15 protein-coding genes are annotated in these 19,308 nt (G+C 53.9%); 7 read left to right on the top strand and 8 right to left on the bottom strand.

Features of this window, described 5'->3' with window-relative positions; genetic code table 11:
• Nucleotides 1–2: 2 nt before the first annotated feature.
• The 6 genes from F0Q32_RS00985 to F0Q32_RS00960 all read right to left on the bottom strand — a co-directional run bounded on the left by F0Q32_RS00985 (nt 3) and on the right by F0Q32_RS00960 (nt 9,374).
• Nucleotides 3–980 (bottom strand): DUF1852 domain-containing protein, encoded by a 978-nt coding sequence (locus F0Q32_RS00985; RefSeq protein WP_149461570.1) that lies wholly within the window; start codon nt 978–980, stop codon nt 3–5.
• 291 nt (nt 981–1,271) lie between these two features.
• The gene (locus tag F0Q32_RS00980; RefSeq protein ID WP_188016804.1) at nt 1,272–4,415 is read right to left on the bottom strand and encodes a peroxidase family protein; all 3,144 of its coding nucleotides are present in this window, start codon (nt 4,413–4,415) and stop codon (nt 1,272–1,274) included.
• Between the two features lie 423 nt (nt 4,416–4,838).
• The gene (locus F0Q32_RS00975) at nt 4,839–6,662 is read right to left on the bottom strand and encodes a diol dehydratase reactivase subunit alpha (RefSeq protein WP_149461568.1); all 1,824 of its coding nucleotides are present in this window, start codon (nt 6,660–6,662) and stop codon (nt 4,839–4,841) included.
• 12 nt (nt 6,663–6,674) lie between these two features.
• A complete protein-coding gene (locus F0Q32_RS00970) occupies nt 6,675–7,106 on the bottom strand; it encodes a diol dehydratase small subunit (protein WP_149461567.1) in 432 nt (143 codons plus the stop codon).
• Nucleotides 7,103–7,693, bottom strand: coding sequence for a propanediol/glycerol family dehydratase medium subunit (locus F0Q32_RS00965; RefSeq protein WP_149461566.1), 591 nt, complete (start codon nt 7,691–7,693; stop codon nt 7,103–7,105). The genes F0Q32_RS00970 and F0Q32_RS00965 overlap by 4 nt, the downstream gene beginning before the upstream one ends.
• 13 nt (nt 7,694–7,706) lie before the next feature.
• Entirely contained in the window at nt 7,707–9,374 is a 1,668-nt protein-coding gene (locus F0Q32_RS00960) for a propanediol/glycerol family dehydratase large subunit (protein WP_149461565.1), read from the bottom strand.
• A gap of 393 nt (nt 9,375–9,767) precedes the next feature.
• Between F0Q32_RS00960 and F0Q32_RS00955 the strand changes: the two genes are divergently transcribed.
• The 4 genes from F0Q32_RS00955 (at nt 9,768) to F0Q32_RS00940 (ending at nt 12,382) form a co-directional block, all read left to right on the top strand.
• A complete protein-coding gene (locus F0Q32_RS00955) occupies nt 9,768–10,196 on the top strand; it encodes a heme-binding protein (protein WP_004098893.1) in 429 nt (142 codons plus the stop codon).
• Between the two features lie 37 nt (nt 10,197–10,233).
• On the top strand, nt 10,234–11,397 hold the full coding sequence (gene dhaT, locus F0Q32_RS00950) for a 1,3-propanediol dehydrogenase (RefSeq protein ID WP_149461564.1): 1,164 nt from the start codon (nt 10,234–10,236) through the stop codon (nt 11,395–11,397).
• Between the two features lie 69 nt (nt 11,398–11,466).
• A complete protein-coding gene (locus F0Q32_RS00945; protein WP_149461563.1) occupies nt 11,467–11,832 on the top strand; it encodes a glycerol dehydratase reactivase beta/small subunit family protein in 366 nt (121 codons plus the stop codon).
• A gap of 1 nt (nt 11,833) precedes the next feature.
• Nucleotides 11,834–12,382 (top strand): cob(I)yrinic acid a,c-diamide adenosyltransferase, encoded by a 549-nt coding sequence (locus F0Q32_RS00940; protein WP_149461562.1) that lies wholly within the window; start codon nt 11,834–11,836, stop codon nt 12,380–12,382.
• Here the strand turns inward: F0Q32_RS00940 and dhaR are convergent.
• Nucleotides 12,360–14,285 carry a dihydroxyacetone kinase operon transcriptional regulator DhaR gene (dhaR, locus tag F0Q32_RS00935; RefSeq protein WP_149461671.1) on the bottom strand — a complete coding sequence of 642 codons (1,926 nt, stop codon included), beginning with the start codon at nt 14,283–14,285 and terminating at the stop codon, nt 12,360–12,362. The genes F0Q32_RS00940 and dhaR overlap by 23 nt on opposite strands.
• Nucleotides 14,286–14,424: 139 nt before the next feature.
• Complete coding sequence (locus tag F0Q32_RS00930) at nt 14,425–15,525, bottom strand: glycerol dehydrogenase (RefSeq protein WP_149461561.1); 1,101 nt, start codon at nt 15,523–15,525, stop codon at nt 14,425–14,427.
• 595 nt (nt 15,526–16,120) lie between these two features.
• On the opposite strand from F0Q32_RS00930, the gene dhaK reads away from it, so the two are divergent.
• Genes dhaK through dhaM form a run of 3 tightly spaced genes read left to right on the top strand, consistent with a single transcriptional unit; the run spans nt 16,121 to nt 19,279 of the window.
• Nucleotides 16,121–17,191, top strand: coding sequence for a dihydroxyacetone kinase subunit DhaK (dhaK, locus tag F0Q32_RS00925; RefSeq protein ID WP_149461560.1), 1,071 nt, complete (start codon nt 16,121–16,123; stop codon nt 17,189–17,191).
• A gap of 11 nt (nt 17,192–17,202) precedes the next feature.
• Complete coding sequence (gene dhaL / locus F0Q32_RS00920; protein ID WP_149461559.1) at nt 17,203–17,835, top strand: dihydroxyacetone kinase subunit DhaL; 633 nt, start codon at nt 17,203–17,205, stop codon at nt 17,833–17,835.
• A 16-nt stretch (nt 17,836–17,851) separates the two neighbouring features.
• Nucleotides 17,852–19,279 (top strand): dihydroxyacetone kinase phosphoryl donor subunit DhaM, encoded by a 1,428-nt coding sequence (gene dhaM, locus F0Q32_RS00915; RefSeq protein ID WP_149461558.1) that lies wholly within the window; start codon nt 17,852–17,854, stop codon nt 19,277–19,279.
• Nucleotides 19,280–19,308 lie beyond the last annotated feature (29 nt).

Genomic DNA, 19,308 nt, shown 5'->3' with positions numbered 1-19,308 from the left:
AATCAAAGCGCGTAGTGAGCGGACCATTGCTCAAAAATATGCTGGTAGGGTTTAATAAAGTGTTGCTCGGTGAACTTCCCTTGTTCAATCGCCAACTGGCTACGTTCTTCGCGGTCATAGACAATTTTCGTTAACGAATGATCGTCATGATTGAGATCCGGTTGATAGTGCAACCCGGCAGGTGAATTCGCGTTATAAATTTCCGGCCGATAGATCTTCTGGAATGTCTCCATCGTGCTAATCGTGCCGATCAGTTCAAGATCGGTATAATCGCGCAGTAAATCGCCGGTGAAATAAAAGGCGAGCGGTGCCACACTGCCTTTCGGCATAAAATAGCGCACCTGTAACCCCATCTTATTGAAGTATTTCTCCGTTAACGAGGTGCCTTCCTGCTGATACTCATGGCCGAGCACAGGATGTTGATTTCCGGTTTGTTGATAGGTGTCTTTGCTCGACACGCTAAGACAGATAACCGGCGATTTTTTGAAGTTATCGCTGTAGACACGGGAATGGATAAAATGCCGGAAGATATTCCCGTGCAGCTCACCAAAATTTACCGGAATACTGAATTGGGCCGTGTTTTTATTATGCTCTAACAGCAATACGCTGAAGTCATAATCACGCACCCAGGATGAGAAATTATTCCCCACAATACCCTCGATGCGCTCACCCACTTTCTTGTCGAGAATGGCAGTTTGTAATATTTCGATCACCGGGAAGACGCCGCTCTGGCCTTTGATGCCCATGTCTACAGAGATAATCTCCAGTTCGACGGAATAACGATCGCCTTTCGGGTTATCCCAATAAGCCAGCGAGTTAAATCGGTTATCGATCATCTTTAAGGTGTTGCGTAAATTCTGCTGACGATTTTCCCCGCGCGCCAGATTCGCAAAGTTAGTGGTAATACGCGTGTTTTCTGAAGGGTTATAATTCTCATCAAAACGGCTGTGCTTGATGGTAAAAGTAAATTCGTTATTCATCGTCTTTTGGCACCCTGGGTTCAGACATGAAACCGCACATCAGCTTCACAGGCCAGATGTAACCGGCTTGTTGGTGCCGCGGCACTCATGTTGTCAGTAAGTTATAACGATATTAATGACAGAGCCGCCGGGGGAGAGAAAGCGAGTTAATTTCAATGCAACATGAGCGATGTTCATGTTGGCATTTGGGTTAATGCGGGTGCGTAAGCGTTGAAGAACGTCGAGAAGCAAAAATCCCGGACAATTTCTTGCCCGGGATTGTGTATTTGGCCAGGCCCAGGTGACCTTCCTTTATCCGATGAGAATAAAATCATTAACATCCACGCTTTTAACGTTTACGTTTTCTAAAGTAATAACATTGCCATCAATCGGATTGCCGAGGGTAATAACGGTACTGTTACCCGCGCCTCCGGCAATCGTGACGCTGCTGGCAAAATTCGCCACACTAATGCCTGATAGGCTCAGATCGAGGTGGTCCTGTCCACCGCTGGGATGACTATCGAAACCGCTGGTAATACGGTCTCGGCCAAAGCCTTTGCTAAAGACAAAGGTGTCATCTCCGGCACCACCGGTCATGATATCAGCTCCCAGACCACCTTCGAGTCTATCGTTACCCGCACCGCCTGTCAGGTTGTCGTGACCGGCCCCGCCCTTAAGAATATCGGCGCCGTCTCCCCCCTCAAGCGTGTCATTTCCTGCTCCACCATTGAGAGTGTCGTTGCCACCCATTCCATACAAAACGTCATTACCACTGCCACCATTGATGGTATTGGCAAGGGCATTCCCTCTGCCGGTGAAAGCGCCAGTCCCACTGAATATCAGAGTTTCAACGTTATTGGTTAACGTGTAATTTTTGAGGGTAGTGTAGACAATATCCATCCCGCCATTACGTTCCTCCTTGACAACATCACCAATATTTTCAACGATATAGGTGTCATTTCCAGTACCACCCTTCATCACATCGGCGCCCGCACCGCCGTTAAGAGTATCGTTACCGGCCCCGCCGTTGAGCGTGTCGTTGCCGCCACCGCCATTAAGGACGAGGTTGTGGCCGACAACAACCGGTGGGTTATCAAGCTGACTGGTGCCAAAGATATTCTCAGGAAGATTAGTCAGGCCCGTATTGCGTGCCACAATCCCGGCAAAGCCCTGTTCCTCAATGGCCTCGTAGAGATCCAGATGCTCCACGCGGTCGAGATAATAGAGCCGATCACCTTCCTGAATCCGGTCAAGTTGCTCGTGGATGATAGCCCAGAAAGTCTGGCCAACCACGCCGCCATTAATGTGCTTCTCGGCGAGCCCACCAACGAACAGATCAACTCTGTCGATACCTTTGACCGTGTTTCCATTAACAAACTTATAGCCAGGATTCGCCGCCAGGAAGCCTGCAATCTGCGACTCCTCCAGCACGAGGTCGGGATAAGCCTGCCTGAATTGCCCTATGACGGTGTCGCTGAGATTATTCCGTGCCTGGAAGTCCTCCCACGAACTGTAAGGTGTGAGGGAGCCAGCAAAGCTGACCGCCTCCCTCACATACGGATCGAGAGAAGTCATCAGGTCGGCGCGGATCTGGTTCATCGACCCCAGGCCGACATCCCACTCGCGGGCGACGTCGAAGGCAAACACGTCAGCACTCATACGAACGAGGTCGTTTCGCACAGCATCAACGATATTGACGTCAACTTCTTCCGCTTGCTGGACAACCCCACCGGCAATGATCCCGGCAGCGCCCAGTTGCTCATAGCCCGGTTGCGGAGAGTAAGGCAATTGCGCTTTAGGGAAGGTGAACGCACTCGTATCGTTGGTCGGATTGAGGAAGGCGTCGAACAGTGGGACCTGCGTGGCATTGCCTTGCGCGTCAAGCACCGTTAGCGTCTGCCCTATCAGCGAATGGCCGAACCGGTAAGCGGCCGTCGCGAACTCGTGCGAGACGCGCGCATCCACGTCTGGATTGTACCCGGCGAAACCGTGATCGCCCGTACCTCTCATCCCCCCCAGCAACTTGTCGGCAAAGTCGGTGTAAATCACGCGCTGATATTCAGCCTCGTTGATTATCTTGGCTGCCTGGAAAAGCTCTTCAGCGGTTCCTTCGAATCCGGCGTCGAGCAGCCCGTTGACATGGAAGTTGTGATTCCGCTCCCAGATGTTGTGGATAGCGGTGAGTGCAATATTCTCGTTCGCCCGTCCATCACCCGCCACGTAATGGTCGAGAAGATTGATAAAGGGATTGGTGTCGAGCAGCAGCGCAAAGCCGCTTCCCATGAAATTAGAGGTCATGGCAGGGAGCATCGATTGGTTGATGACGCCATTGCTGTCGACAAGCCCAGAGAAATATTCACGAAAGGTTACGCTGTGATCGCCCGGCAGTGAGTGGTCGGTGAACTGCGTGTTGTTGTTCCAGTGATGCTGGATGAGTTCCCTAAGCGTAGGGAGCAGCTTGAAATCCTGATTGGAGGGATCCACGCCGCCCTCCAGCAGCTTGCCCGAAAACCCGCCCTGTCCATTGCCTTCACGCAGGAACTGGCCGACAAGTTCGTTCGAGCCATATGTTTGGTTCTGATCGGCAAATGGCGATGTCTTATTGAGATGCTGTGGGATGCCATTGGCATCAATGCTGTCAACGGTGCCGCGAGTCAGGTCCGCGGGATCAGGAAACATGCCCGGCGTGCCAATCTGGATCGTTCCGTTGCCTCCCTTTCCGAGGAAATCAAGACCGTGATCGAAGTACTGACCGAAGGCCGTGAACAAACTGTTCACCCCGGCGGCGTTGCCGGACAGGTTGGCTTCCTGTGTGCCAAGGATATTACTGATGGCGCGCGGATCCAGCCCGGAGAACAGAGGGTTGATGTCGCGGTTATGCGTCGTCTCATTGTAAGCACCATAGTGCGCGTCGGTGAGTCGTATGAACGGTTGATCAGCGGAACCATAGTCAAGATGAGCACGGTTATTGCCGGTACCTTCGAGATCGCGGATCCCGAGCGCATCGTTGTCTTCACCGCCCTCAAGCCCGTTGACAAGATTCTTCAGGTTGGCGATATCACTGGCGTTGAGCGGGAAAGCGCCGTTGCCGCCGACATCATCATCGTCATCGTCCTTATCATCGTCATCCGACGACGCTTTCTTGCTGGCGACGAGAATGGGAGCGGTAACGTTGTTCACATCAGCTGCGGGTAAGATGCTGGCGGTCTTGTTATTGCTCGTTCCTGCGTATCCCCCCTGAGACGAGGAATCAAAAACGCGCAGTAAGGAATTTTCTGCAGCAGCATACTTGACTTGCCCTGTCGCCAGGTGGCTAAAGCTAAGATCGAAGACAGGTATAACGAACGGCATCAAACGGTTGGATAACATATTCAGGTTAACACTTTCGTCATCCGTTTGTGTTGCAGGGATTTGCTTGAGTATATATTTCAGGTCAGGCTTTTTGACATCGTTCATTTTCATTTCTCTCAATAATGACTATGAACAGGCACGAAAAGGCGAAGCCGGTATGAGGCACTCGAATTACGCGCCTGAAATAGCTAACTGAACGAGTAGACAGAGCAGCTCCGCCCCGGGGGAAAACGATCTCGATTCCCCCTTCACTTCAAAAAACGACCCTAAGATGGATATATGCTCAGCCCCACCGGAAAATCGCGACGACTTAGTCTGCTAACGTAATAGCAGGCTTCAGACGCGCGCTTCCCTCACATTGAATAAAGCTAAAAATATAATAACCGTCAATGATTAAACCCAGCACAAAGAAAAAATTAATTATTAATAGCGTCATGATAAAATCAATAATATAAAAGTTTATAAGTAAACCCTGAAAATAATACGTTATGAGTACCGTTTTATTAACATACCGCGACTACCTTATATTCATCTGTCATCGCAGCGATACACGAGTCCGGTTGCCACCGCATTACGCGGGCCTTCCGTTCCACGAATGTTGCCCTGCCCGGCGACCACACCATAATGGGATAGTGCATCGGTGATCATCTGCGGGATTTCGAAGTCCAGCGATGATCCTCCCACCAGCACGACAAAGGCCATGTCACGGATTTCGCCCCCTGGCGAGACCTGCCGCAGAGCGCGCAGACAATTGGTCACAAAGACCTTCTCTTTTGCCTGTCGGCGCACCAGACGGATTTTTTCCAGCGACGTGTGATTATCAATCGGGATCAGGGTACCGTTTTTGATATACACCACTTTAGCGAACACGGTCGGGCTGAGCGGTTCACGGAAAAACTCCACCGCCCCATTTTCATGGCGAATACTAAACAGGCTTTCAACTTTGGCGAGCGGGTACTTCTTAATCTCCTCCGCCAGCGTCAAATCGCTTAATCCAAGCTCGGTTTTGATAAGCAAGCTGACCATATTGCCCGCCCCCGCCAGATGCACCGATTTTATCTGCCCTGATCCATTGATGGTGGCGGCATCGGTGGAACCCGCGCCCAAATCCAGGATAGCCAGCGGCGTGTCGCTCCCCGGTGTGGTGAGTGCCCCGGCAATCGCCATATTGGCCTCCACGCCGCCCACTTCCACGCGGGTGCTTAAACGTTGGCTGAGTTCGCGGGCAATGACCTCCATTTGCAGTCGGTCAGATTTCACCATAGCCGCAATGCCCACAGCATTTTCCATCGAGAACTCATCCGCCAGCCCGCCCTGAACTTTGCAGGGAATGAATGTGTCCACGGCAAGTAAATCCTGAATAAAGACCTCATGAGCACCGTGACCGCTCAGGGAAGCCATCACCTGGCGCACCCGTTCCAGCATCCCGCCAGCGTGAGTGCCGGGTTCCCCGCGAATATCGCAAATCGGGGCACACCCGGCGACGGCGCGCATAATCGACTCGGCCCCAAGTGCCACATCCGCCTGGACGGTGCGCTTTTCCCCACGCACGGTGATATGCCCCGCCGGGATCACCCGCGATTTCACATCACCTTTCGGCGTTTTCAGCACCACCGCCGAGCGGTTGCCGATAAGCGCCCTCGCCACGGGTACAATCATCCGTGTCTCTTCCGGGCTGAGCGAAAACCAGGTGGCGATGCCATAGGGGTTAGATAACAGCGAAATCACCTGCCCGGTCGCCGCCACTTCCACCGCCGCCAGCACGCCTTCGGGTACCTGGTCGATAAGCGTCACTTCATCAACAATCGGCAAGGTCCGCTGCAGGCGATTATTGATCAGCACGCCGTCATCCTGCTGGAGGATCACCGCCACCACGTTGATGCCCCGCGTGAGCGCCTCATTCAGTTGCCAGGCGGCATCCATAAAATCTACCTGATTGTCCACCAGCGGTATCCATCCGCTGCCGTATTCTTCGGGTGAAAGTGCATCCAGATTTTCCAGACGGATGGTGGTTCCAACACCCAGCCCCTCACCGCCCGGCGTCTGGGGGTTATGACCAATCATCGTCGATTCGGTGATGATGGTTTCGGTAATGGTCTCCATCGCCACATCGCCAATGACCGGCGCGGCCTCATTCAGGCAAATGAGCGCCACCTCCTGCTGACTGCGCCCGGCTTTATCCAGCGCCTGCATGAGTGAGCCAATCACCCCGCTGATGTTGTCCCGCGTTCCTTTCGTTCCGGTCGTCGGCACGATACCGCTGGCAAGAAACTGCAGCCCCTGGCTGGTGGACTCGGCCAGGGCGACCTCTGTCGTGGCGTTGCCAATATCAATCCCCGCAATCAATGCCATATTAGCTCGCCCTTATGCTTCTTTTTTGCGCAGCTTATCGCGCTGGCGATAGACTTCTGCCGATTCGCGAATAAACGCGGCGGTGATCGTCGCCTGATACTGGTTTTCCAGTTCATCGGCAATCGCCAGCAGCTCCTCGGTGGAAGAACGATAGGGGCGCAGCGCATTGTAGATTTCGAGGATCCGGCTATCAGGAATGGCAATTAACTCCCCGGCGCGACGCAGGTTGCGGGCGATAGCATGGCGCTGCATCTGTTCTGCGATTTGCGCCTGATACTCCAGGGTTTCCCGTGAGATACGCACATCCTGTGGGCCTATCTTTCCGGCGAGAACATTTTCAAGCGTGATATCCGTAAGCGGTTTTCCGGTTGGCGTCTGGATACGCTCCGGGCAGCGGGTTGCCAGCGGGTAATCTTCGGCCGTCATTGTGGTTTTCGTGGTCATTTTTCCTCCCGGATAATGTCAATATTTAGCGCAACGGGTTTGGCATCCGGCACCACATGTTTTGTCTCTTTGATGTGGAACAACGCCGCCTTCGCCATAAATTTCGGGCGCACCATCTGGTCATTCACCACCGGCACCGGCGAGGGCGATTCTTTGCGGGCATAGCGCGCGGCGTTTTTGCCAATCTGACGATAGGTTTCGAGCGTTAACAGCGGAGCCTGAGAGAACAGCTCCAGATTACTGAGGGGCAACAGATCGCGTTGGTGGATTACCGTTGTCCCCTTAGACTGGATACCGATTCCAATCCCCGAGCCGCTGAGATTCGCCGCATCCCAGGACATAAAGGAGACATCCGAGGTACGCAGGATCCTGACCACTCTTGCATGCAGCCCCTCTTCCTCAACGCCCGCCACCAGCTCTTTGATAATTGCTTTATGTGGCATATCAATGAGGGTTTGGTGCTGAAATTTATCAAATGCCGGGCCAACACCAATGACAACTTCATCGGCACGTTCACCCGCACCGGCAACGCCGTTTTCAACCAGCGTCAGGGTAAAAACCGGGCTCTTTTTCTGTTTCGTTTCCATGATGCAGCTCCCCTTACTCGATGCTGTCAGGCTGGATAACCGTGGCAATGTTTTTGATCTCTTCCCAGCGTTCCGGGGAGATTCGGTAGCCCGTTCCCGGCCCCTGGTAATCGTTGACATCGTTTACGGCGCTGACCACGTCAAAATCACGGTCGAGGATCGCAGAGGTTTGCAGATAATCCCCGGTCACACGCTGGCGCAGCATATTGAGAATATTGTCAGCCACATCATCAAATCCGTTAACGCTCAGGGCCTTAACAATATCCAGCCCGGTGATATTGCGTTTCATCATCTCTTCCACCGCAGCCAGGTCTTCCACCACATTACGCGGCGGCATGTCTTTACTGCCGTGCGCATAAGTCGCCGCCGTCACTTCTTCATCGGTCACCGCAGGCAGCCCCAGTTCACGGAATACTGCCTGCACCGCGCGGGCCGCTTTATTGCGGATGGCGATAGTCTCTTCTTCTGATACCGGACGCAGGCCGCCATCGACCATCAGGTCACGTTGCAGAATGTTGTAATCGTCAAAGTCTTCCGCGTCGAAATTCGACCCGGCGAACATGTTGTCGTAGTTCGGTACGGCGCTATAGCCTGAGAAGATAAAGTCCGTCCCCGGCAGCATCTGCATCAGCGTGCGTGCCGTGCGGCGAATATCAGAGTGGGAGAACGTCTGGTCATTGGCTGAGGCCACTTCCAGGTCGAGCATGGAGGCAATCAGGTTTTCCGCCAGCACCGCACGAATACCGGAAGGTACCGCCCCGGTCATGCCAATGCAGCTTACCGCGCCATTTTGTAGCCCCTGCACCCCGGCACCTTTGGTGATAAAGATGCAGCGCGACTCCAGGTAAAGCATCGATTTGCTCTCAGAATATCCCATCAGCGCTTCCGAGCCTGTGCCAGACGTATAGCGCATTTTCAGCCCGCGAGACGCGTAGGCAGATGCCAGAAAGGCTTTCGACCACGGTGTATCATCGCCATCGGTGAACACCGCTTCAGTACCGTACACGGAGACTGTCTCCGCATAGCTGGTAAACCCGCGCATTCCCAGCTCCAGTTCGGTGGCTTCTTCCACTGAGCACTGGGTTAATACGCCAGGACGGCCAGATTGCGAGCCCACCAACAACGCCAGGGCATTAAACGGCGCATAGCGGGCAATGCCGACGGTGGTTTCCTGTTCGGAGAATCCGCGGATCCCCGCTTCGGCGGCATCCGCCGCAATTTGCACCGGGTTGTCTTTCAGGTTGGTCACATGGCACTGATTGGAAGGCGTACGCCGCGCGCGCATTTTCTGCAACGCCATCATCATTTCCACCACGTTCATGTGGGCCATCACTTCCACCGCTTTCGCCGGGGTAATGGCGGTGGTGATGTTAATGATTTCTGCCCGCCCGACGTTGATATCCACCAGCATGCGCGAAATCGTCAACGCATCCAGGGCCATTGCGCGTTCTGTCTGTTCAATGTTGATGGCGTAATCGGCGATAAACCGGTCAATCATGTCGAAATCGGCACGGGCTTTGCCGTCCAGTTCAACAATGCGCCCGTTTTCGACTTTCACGGAAGATGGCGGGTCCCAGGGGCTACCCATTGCAATCAGCCCTTCTTCAGGCCATTCACCAATCAGGCCATCCTGGTTAACTGGCCGCTTTTCGAGGACTTCGAATCGTTTTGATCGTCTCATTTTGCTCTGGCTCATAAGATTAAAAAATTGTGCCCGGTAGTGCTCTCCGGGTGAGAATTACCGGCAACTTAAAGGGTGCAGCGAAATAAAAAAATTAAATAAATTTGGTTTCATTTTGGGACATCTTTTCGTTAATCCGTTTCACTGTGGAACGTAATAAAACAGCCTCACAAATAAATGTGATACACGACCGACGTCAAATCAAAATAGTGCTAAAAAAGCATTTCCTATAAAACCACCCGCCCATTACCCCCTGTTGACTTACGTTCATTAAAAGCAAAAATAACACCAAAGGATTAATGTGATTTTCGTCCATTAATTATCCAGCATTTAATTTTTCATTAAATTAACACCACTCCCATTAACACTCTGTGGATGATTTCAGGAGTCTGTATGATTAAAAGCCTTCCCCGCGCCACCGTCAGCCTTGCCATGGCAAAAGCGATGACGGCAGCCGCTGAGAGTAAAGCCAGTGAAATCAATGTACCCGTAGTCATATCCATCGTCGATGGCGGCGCAAACCCGCTGATAATGCAGCGAATGGATGAAGCCTTCGTCACCAGTTGTGATATTTCGCTGAACAAGGCGTGGTCAGCCTGCTGTCTGCAACAACCGACGCATGAAATAACCGCAGGTGTTCAACCGGGCCAGTCACTCTATGGTTTGCAGCTTACCAATCAGCAGCGAATTGTTATTTTTGGCGGTGGTTTCCCTATTATTGAAAACAATCAGGTTATTGGCGCAATCGGTGTCAGTGGTGGCACGGTTGAACAGGACATGGAAATAGCCAGATCAGCGCTCGACTATTTCGACAAGCATTAATCAACTTTATTTCAAACTCCATTTTCTGAGGCTTATTATGAGCGATCGTATGTATGACTTTCTTGTTCCAAATGTGAACTTCTTCGGCCCGGGCGCGGTGTCTGTGGTGGGCGAACGCTGCAAACTGTTGGGCGGGAAAAAAGCCCTACTGGTGACCGATAAAGGCCTGCGTGCTATTAAAGACGGCGCAGTCGATCAGACCGTAAAACATCTGCGCGAAGCCGGTATTGACGTGGTGATTTTTGATGGTGTCGAACCGAACCCGAAAGACACCAACGTGCGCGATGGCCTGGCGGTCTTCCAGAAAGAACATTGCGACATGATAATCACCGTAGGCGGCGGCAGCCCTCATGACTGCGGGAAAGGTATCGGTATCGCCGCGACCCACCCAGGCGACCTTTATAGCTATGCAGGTATCGAAACCCTGACCCATGCACTGCCACCGATTATTGCCGTCAACACCACCGCCGGTACCGCCAGCGAGGTCACCCGTCACTGCGTACTGACGAATACCCAAACCAAAGTGAAATTCGTTATTGTGAGCTGGCGTAACCTGCCTTCCGTCTCCATCAACGATCCGCTGTTGATGGTCGGTAAACCTGCCGGCCTGACCGCCGCAACCGGGATGGATGCGCTGACCCATGCCGTGGAAGCTTACATCTCCAAAGATGCCAACCCGGTGACGGACGCTTCTGCTATCCAGGCGATCAAACTGATTGCGACCAATCTTCGTCAGGCCGTGGCGCTGGGCACCAACATCAAAGCGCGTGAAAATATGGCCTGCGCCTCGCTGCTTGCCGGGATGGCGTTTAACAATGCTAATCTCGGTTATGTCCATGCGATGGCTCACCAACTTGGCGGCCTGTACGACATGGCTCACGGTGTGGCAAACGCCGTGTTGTTACCGCACGTCTGCCGCTACAACCTGATAGCCAACCCGGAAAAATTTGCCGATATCGCCACCTTTATGGGCGAAAACACCACCGGGCTCTCCACAATGGATGCCGCTGAGTGCGCGATTAACGCCATTGCCCGTTTGTCCAAAGACGTTGGCATTCCTCAGCACCTGAATGAACTTGGCGTAAAAGAGGCTGACTTCCCGTATATGGCGGAAATGGCGCTTAAAGACGGCAACGCGTTCTCTAACCCACGTAAAGGGAATGAGAAAGAGATTGTTGAGATTTTCCGTCAGGCGTTCTGAAGCACGTCACCAAACCATTCGCGGGCCTCTGTGCCCGCTTTTGTGATTTCCCCCACGTGGAGAACGCGTATGCAAAATTCCGGTATCCCGGGCTCACCCGCAGTGCATCTGTTTTACCATCCCGGCCTGCACGACAGCGAAACGCTGCGTCAGATAAGCCTCGGTCTTGAGGAACAGGGTGTACCCTGCCGAACCATCCTCTGCGCTGACATCGATAACGCACTGGCGCTTGCCCATCAGGCCGCGCAGCACTCCGCGCTCCGTACCGGGATCGGCGTTTCCGCCAGCGGCGATACCGTACTGACGCATGCCCAGTACCCTGCCGATCGCCCCCTGCGTCGCTGCCCTCCTGCCAGTGGCTACGCCCGGTTACGTAATCTCGGCGCAAATGCGGGTCAGTTGGTGAAAGTCATCCCCTTTAGCGAGGCGCTATAACATGTATCGCATCTATACCCGAACCGGTGATCAAGGCACGACGGCGCTGTTTGGCGGTAGCCGAATCAATAAAGACGATATCAGAGTGGAAGCCTACGGCAGTGTGGATACGCTAATTTCACTGCTGGGCGTCTGTCATGCTGCCAGTGACAATCCTGACCTGCGTGCCGGGCTGCACCGCATTCAGGAGGAGCTGTTTGTGGTAGGGGCTGAACTGGCCTGCGATGCACGGGGGCTTACCCGTCTTAACCGTGTTATCGATCAGGCGGATATTAACCGCCTTGAACAAGAGATCGACCGTAATATGACCGCAACGGGCCCACTAAAAGCGTTCGTCATCCCCGGCAAGAACCTGGCTTCGGCTTACCTGCATGTGGCACGCACGCAGGCCCGACAGCTTGAAAGGATTCTGGTGGCGATGGACAGAACTGTGCCCCTGCGCGAGTCATTAAAAAGTTACATCAACCGTCTGTCTGATGCGTTGTTTGCGATGGCGCGCGTGGCGGAGTGCCTGCCAGAGGAGAACCTTAATCCTGATGTCGATGCTTGAACTGAGTGACATCAATATCAAACTGCTTCATTTTACGCCACAGGGTGGTGCGGCCAATATTCAGCAACCGGGACATCTCCTGTACGCGCCCACTGGTCACTCTGGCGGCGTGAATAATCGCTTCTTTCTCTATTGCCGAAATGCTCATACTGGCGGGCATTAATGTACTGTTTCCCGCCACACCGGGGTGTTCGCTGAATAGCCACCCTGGCAGATTGCTTAAACGGATGTGCCCATGCTCGCTGCTGATAGCAATATTCTCCACGATGCTGTTCAGCTCAAAATCATTTCCCGGCCACGAATAGGCCACCAGATGCGCCAGCGCATCGTCGTCAACTTTTAGTCGCGATGAGAAACGCCGCTCCAGCGTGCGCAAGCGGCTATGCACCAGCGACGGAATACTGTTCCGCCTTTCACGCAGCGGTGGAATGCTGATTTCAAACGAGTGTAGAGCGTAATAAAGCTGACGGCTAAAACGGTTTTGTTCCACCAGATTGCCGAGATCCATCGTCGTGGTGGCAATCACTTTAACATCCACCGGAATCAAGCGGCGCGCATCCAGACGCGTCACCACACCCTGCTTGATCACCTGAAGTAAAATGGACTGTAGCTCCGGGGCCAGATATTCGATCTTCTCCAGAAAGAGTGTCCCACCGGACGCCAGCTCAAGACGACTCAGGCGCCCGTTCTCTTCTTCCGTTGCCGAACTGCCCATGAAATCCACGCCAAGGGCATTATCGGCATATAACTGGCAGTTAACGGCAATAAACGGGCCCGCCGCCCGTTCGCTTTCGTTATGAATTGCCTGCGCGATTAACTCTTTACCCACCCCCTCTTCCCCGCACATCAGCACCGGGAAATTACCCCGCGCGGCCTGACGACCAAAATGAATCAACCGCCGGGTTTCCGGATCGTCCGCCGACATCTGCGAAAACGTATGGCTCACCTTACCCAACTGGCTGGTCATTAACTGGCGCATTTGTTCAACCGGATGGAGCAGCAGAATGAAACTGGTTCCCTGCGCTTCAACAATCGGTTTTAGCGTGATGACCGCATCGACAAACTGGTGCTGGCTTTCGAACGTGACTTCGGCGTGGCTGAGGGAGCGCGCCTGTTTGGTGGCCCGCCGAAGCAGGGCAGGCAGCGTGACCAGATCGTTAATATTTTTCCCCTGACACGCTTGCGCATCGAGATGTAATAACCGCGCCGCCTGGGGATTAAGAAACTGTAATATGCCCTGCTCATTCCAGGCCATCACACCATCATCCATGCTTTCGAGCAGGCCGTACATCTGATTAAGATGGCGGTTGGACTCCGCCAGTAAGCTGTCCGTCAGCAACGAATTCCCCACTTCTCTGGCCATCGCCAGGGTCAGAGAGAGATCGGCCACGCCCGAATCCTCAGCCAGACAACACAGGGCAATCGAACCAAATAAACGCCCATTGTTATCAAAAATTGGCGTGGAGCAGAACGCCCACGGGAATAAGGCCTGTTTAAAATGTTGACTGCCCAGAGTTTTTACCGGCTGCCCGATCATGGACGCCAGAGAGAGAGAACAGGTACCAATAATACTTTCCGCGCAGTAGCTACCGGCCATGAATCCCAGCGAATCCAGCGCCTCCAGGGTATCCGGGTGGCCGCAGCGGGTCAGAACACAAGCAGACTCATCCAGAATAAACAGGGCACACGGGCGACCGTCCATATACTCCCAGGCATCCTCCAGCGCCGCCTGGCCGATGGTCAGCAGCGCAGTCTTACGACGGCAGATAGACTGGAACGTCAGCCCCTGAGCCTGATGCGGCGTACTCCAGAATTCGCGCTTCATCATCTTGCCGCAGCGGTGCCAGGACTGGTCAATAAATGACGTCAGAGCCTGTTCGACGTGCTCATTCTGCGTGGTCATAGCCTTATTACTCTCTTCTTTGCCTGCCTGAAAAGGCCGGTCCATAAAAACAACAACCCCCGGCACCGGTAACGGCAACGCCAGGGGAGATCCACAACGCTGGTGGAACGCTGGCCGGGTTAGCGACCAGCGGTAATCGTTACTCAGTAGCCAACCATTGTGCGCCCAGACGATCGGCCGTCAGGATCGCGCCGTAAACACTTTCCGGGCTCACCGGGAACGGCATATTGTGGATGGTTTCCCCTTCCGCGCAGGTTGCTTTTGCCACCGCGAGAATTTTCTCCTCAATGCCTTCTTTCACGCCCATCTGCGTCAGCGTCATCGGTAAGCCCACTTTCTGGCAGAAACGCAGTACCGTCTCGATTTCTTCCATTGGGCTGTTTTGCAGCACCAGTTGGGCCAACGTACCGAAAGCCACTTTCTCACCGTGATACAGATGGTGACACTCTTCCAGAATGGTGAAGCCATTGTGAATAGCGTGAGCCGCTGCCAGGCCACTGCTTTCGAAACCAATGCCGCTCAGATAGGTGTTGGCTTCAACAATGCGTTCCAGCGCAACGGTAACGACACCCGCTTCAGCCGCCAGGCGTGCTTTTTCGCCCTCCGCCAGCAAGGTGTCATAACACAAACGCGCAAGACTCAATGCGGCAGCCGTTGACTGACCACCCGCCATACTGACCGCACGCGCGTCGTAGCAGGCTTTCGCTTCAAACCAGGTAGAGAGTGCATCACCCATACCCGAAACCAGTAACCGTACAGGGGCTTTAGCAATAATCGCCGTATCCATCACCACCATATCGGGGTTTTTCGGGTAGATCAGATACTCTTCAAATTCACCGGCTTCGGTATAAATGACTGACAATGCGCTGGTCGGCGCATCCGTAGAGGCAATGGTCGGGATAACCACAACGGGCAGTTTATGGTAATAGCCAATGGCTTTTGCTGTATCGAGCGTTTTCCCGCCGCCAATACCCACCACGCCTTTGCACCCTTTCTGCTGCAAAATCGCGCCAAGGCGATTGATTTCCGCATGACTGCATTCGCCGTTAAAGCGTTCTGCATGGCAGCTTATGCCGTTTTCATGCAGACCATTCAGCACTTTGTCACCCGCCAGTTTCATGACGAAATCATCGGCAATCACAAAAAAACTGTCTGCCAGATTTTTAGCATATTCACCGAACAACGCAGCTGCATCAGGACCCTGAAGATATTTTGCCGGAGACTGAATCACTTGTAGCATTCTCTACACCCTCACATTGAACTCGTTTCCATGATGACGCCGGGTGACGCTCACTCCTGTTTATCGCGTTTCCAACGGGAGGTTGAGCACGACCGACGCGGTAGCACTCACTGTAGAGCGGGCGCAGAACAAAAAAATGCTTCGCTGTTTAGTTCCACTTCGGAACGCCATTCAGAAAATAACGTTTCAGAATGGAACATTAACCGCGACAAAACATCAGGATTGAGATCAAGGTCTGGATCGCTATCACACAATTCAACGACAGAAAATTCTGTATCGCCGCCATTTTGACCCTTATGGGCAAAAAAAAATAGTCTCTGCTGCGCTCATCGCCTCCGACGAATACCGAAACACACCTTGAAACATTGTCCGGCTTCTCACTTTTAGCGACAACCCCTTAATACCGTTCCAATATGGAACGTTTTCACCTATTTCCGTTCCGACTTGAAACCTAAATCAACAGGGATTTTCTTTTTTACCCGCCAGGGGAGAATCAATTCATCGGCCAGGATACTGAAACGCCAGTATCGCAGCCGAAACCCTACACCGGGCTCACTGACCAGGTGAGCCAATAACCTCCAGCGGAGTATGCATAATGAAAAAACTGATTAACCGTGTGGAAGATGTACTGACTGAACAACTTGCCGGGATGGCGAAAGCGCATCCGGAACTGAAACTACACCAGGACCCGGTCTATGTGACCCGGGCAGATGCGCCCGTCGCGGGTAAAGTGGCCCTGCTTTCCGGCGGCGGAAGCGGTCATGAGCCAATGCACTGCGGGTTTATTGGTGTGGGGATGCTGAGTGGTGCCTGTCCGGGAGAAATTTTCACCTCTCCGACCCCGGATAAAATGTTTGAATGCGCGATGCATATTGACGGTGGCGAAGGCGTACTGCTGATTATCAAAAACTACACCGGCGATGTGCTGAACTTTGAAACCGCCACCGAGCTGCTCCACGAGAGCGGCGTGAAAGTCACCACGGTGGTGGTCGATGATGATGTTGCCGTCAAAGACAGTCTTTATACCGCCGGTCGGCGCGGCGTGGCGAACACGGTGCTTATCGAAAAACTGGTGGGCGCAGCCGCAGAACGTGGCGACAGCCTTGAAGCCTGTGCCAGCCTGGGCCGCAGGCTGAACAATCAGGGTCACTCTATCGGCATTGCGCTTGGCGCATGCACCGTCCCTGCCGCCGGAAAACCATCGTTTGAACTCAATGACAACGAAATGGAGTTTGGCGTGGGCATACACGGTGAACCGGGCATCGACCGCCGCCCCTTCACCTCGCTGAACGACACCGTTGACGCTATGTTTACCACCCTGCTGGAGAACGGCAATTACAGCCGTACGTTACGCCAGTGGGACCCGGTAAAAGGAATCTGGCAGGAAGTTACCCAGACCAAACAGGCGCTGCAAAAGGGAGATCGGGTGATTGCAATGGTCAACAACCTTGGCGCCACCCCGCTTTCTGAACTTTACGGCGTCTATAACCGCCTGGAAACACTGTGCGATAACGCCGGGATAACCGTTGCCCGCAGTCTGGTCGGCTCCTGGTGTACCTCGCTGGATATGTCCGGTTTTTCTATTACGTTGCTGAAAGCCGATGCCGAGACGCTCGCGCTTTGGGATGCCCCCGTTCACACCCCTGCCCTCAACTGGGGTCATTAAGGAGATCTGCAATGTCACTGAACAGAAATAACATTGTCGACTGGCTGTATCGCTGTGGCGAAATTTTCACCACCCAGAGCGATTTTCTTACCGGCCTCGACCGCGAAATCGGCGACGCCGATCACGGCCTGAATATGCATCGCGGGTTCAGCAAGGTGGTAGAAAAATTACCGTCCATTGCCGACAAAGACATTGGCTTTATTCTGAAGAATACGGGCATGGTGCTGCTTTCCAACGTAGGCGGGGCCAGCGGCCCACTATTCGGTACTTTTTTTATCCGCGCAGCTCAGGTCACCCAGGCTCGCCAGAACCTCAGCGTTGAGGAGCTCTATTTGATGATCCGCGAAGGCGCTGACGGCGTGGTGAGCCGGGGGAAAGCCGAACGAGGCGATAAAACGATGTGTGACGTCTGGCTGCCGGTGGCGGATTCACTGCGTCACGCCAGCGAAAACCATTTATCGATGACCGCCGCGCTGGAGGCTGCCTGCGAGGTGGCTGAACAGGCCGCACAATCCACCATTACCCTGCAGGCGCGTAAAGGACGTGCCAGCTACCTGGGGGAACGCAGTATTGGTCATCAGGATCCGGGCGCCACATCAGCGCTGTTTATGGTGCAAATGCTGGCTGCTGCGGCTAACGCGTAATACAGAGGATAAGGCGATGGTAAACCTGGTAATTGTCTCGCACAGTGCCCAACTGGGCCAGGGCGTCGGGGAACTGGCTCGCCAGATGTTAAGGGGGGATAGCTGTAAGCTGGCTATCGCCGCAGGCATTGACGACCCAACCAATCCTATCGGCACCGACCCCATTAAGGTGATGGACGCAATCCTCTCCGTGGCGGATACGGACGCGATTCTGGTGTTAATGGATATGGGTAGCGCACTGTTGAGTGCCGAAACCGCACTCGACCTGCTGGATCCGGAGGTGGCTGCCCGTGTGCATTTATGCCCGGCCCCGCTGGTCGAGGGCGCGCTGGCCGCCACGGTCAGCGCCGCCAGCGGTGCGAGTATCGACAAGGTTATCGAAGATGCACAAAGTGCGCTGCAGGCAAAGCGTGTTCAGCTCGGTTTCCCCGCACAGGAAGACCTCCGCGATAGCCTATCGGCGGAAGAAAACGACGTTTGCGATGCGCAGGCCGAGTCCGTTACGGTGGTGATTAACAACCCTAACGGCCTGCATGTTCGCCCTGCCGCCCGACTGGTCGAGGGGCTGTCCGGGTTTGATGCGGTGCTACTGCTGGAAAAAGAGGGCAAATGCGTCAAACCTGACAGCATCAATCAAATTGCACTGTTGAAGGTTCGCTGCCACGATCGGATTCGGCTGGTAGCCAAAGGGCCGCAGGCCGCCGAAGCGCTGGCTGCATTCCAGGCGCTGGCAGCGGACAATTTTGGTGAACATTGCCTGGCAGACACTGAGGTTGATAACGCACAACCCGCTCTGACAACGGTGAGTGGACAGGTGCTGCATTACCAACCCATTAATCATCACTTCGATGATCTTGCAGGCGGTACGCAGGAAGAGGAGTTTCGTCGTCTGAAAATAGCGGTAAGTCATACCCTGGACGATCTCACCGACTTAACCCGCCTGGCGGCTGAAAAATATTCGGATGACATTGCCGCCATCTTCTCAGGCCAGCATACCCTGCTTGACGATCCCGACCTGCTGAACAGCGCCAGCGAGACACTGCGTCAGCGGAAATGCAGCGCCGAACGTGCGTGGCAGGACACCATGATGGCCCTCAGTCAGCAGTATCGTGAGCTTGATGATGCCTATCTTCAGGCGCGCTATATTGACGTTGAAGACATTATGCATCGCACGCTGGGGCATCTGACGGATGTGACTGACAACGCCCCTGTTCTGCTGCATCGCACTATTCTGATTGCCGATGACATCTACCCGTCCGTCGTGTTGCAACTCGACACCAGTAACACCGCCGCTATCTGCCTGCGGCACGGTAGCCCATTAGCCCACGGCGCAATTATTGCCCGTCAGGGCGGTATTCCCTGGCTGTGCCAGCAGGGTAACGCCTTTGATAACCTGCACAACGGCGACCCACTTACATTAAACCGTCTGAATACCAGACAGTAACGACCGTTCACTCTCTGACACGCGCTGCG

Origin of the sequence: Pseudocitrobacter sp. 73, assembly GCF_008369545.1 — a bacterium.
Lineage (GTDB): Bacteria > Pseudomonadota > Gammaproteobacteria > Enterobacterales > Enterobacteriaceae > Pseudocitrobacter > Pseudocitrobacter vendiensis.
This window is presented reverse-complemented; position numbering and strand designations above follow the sequence as displayed.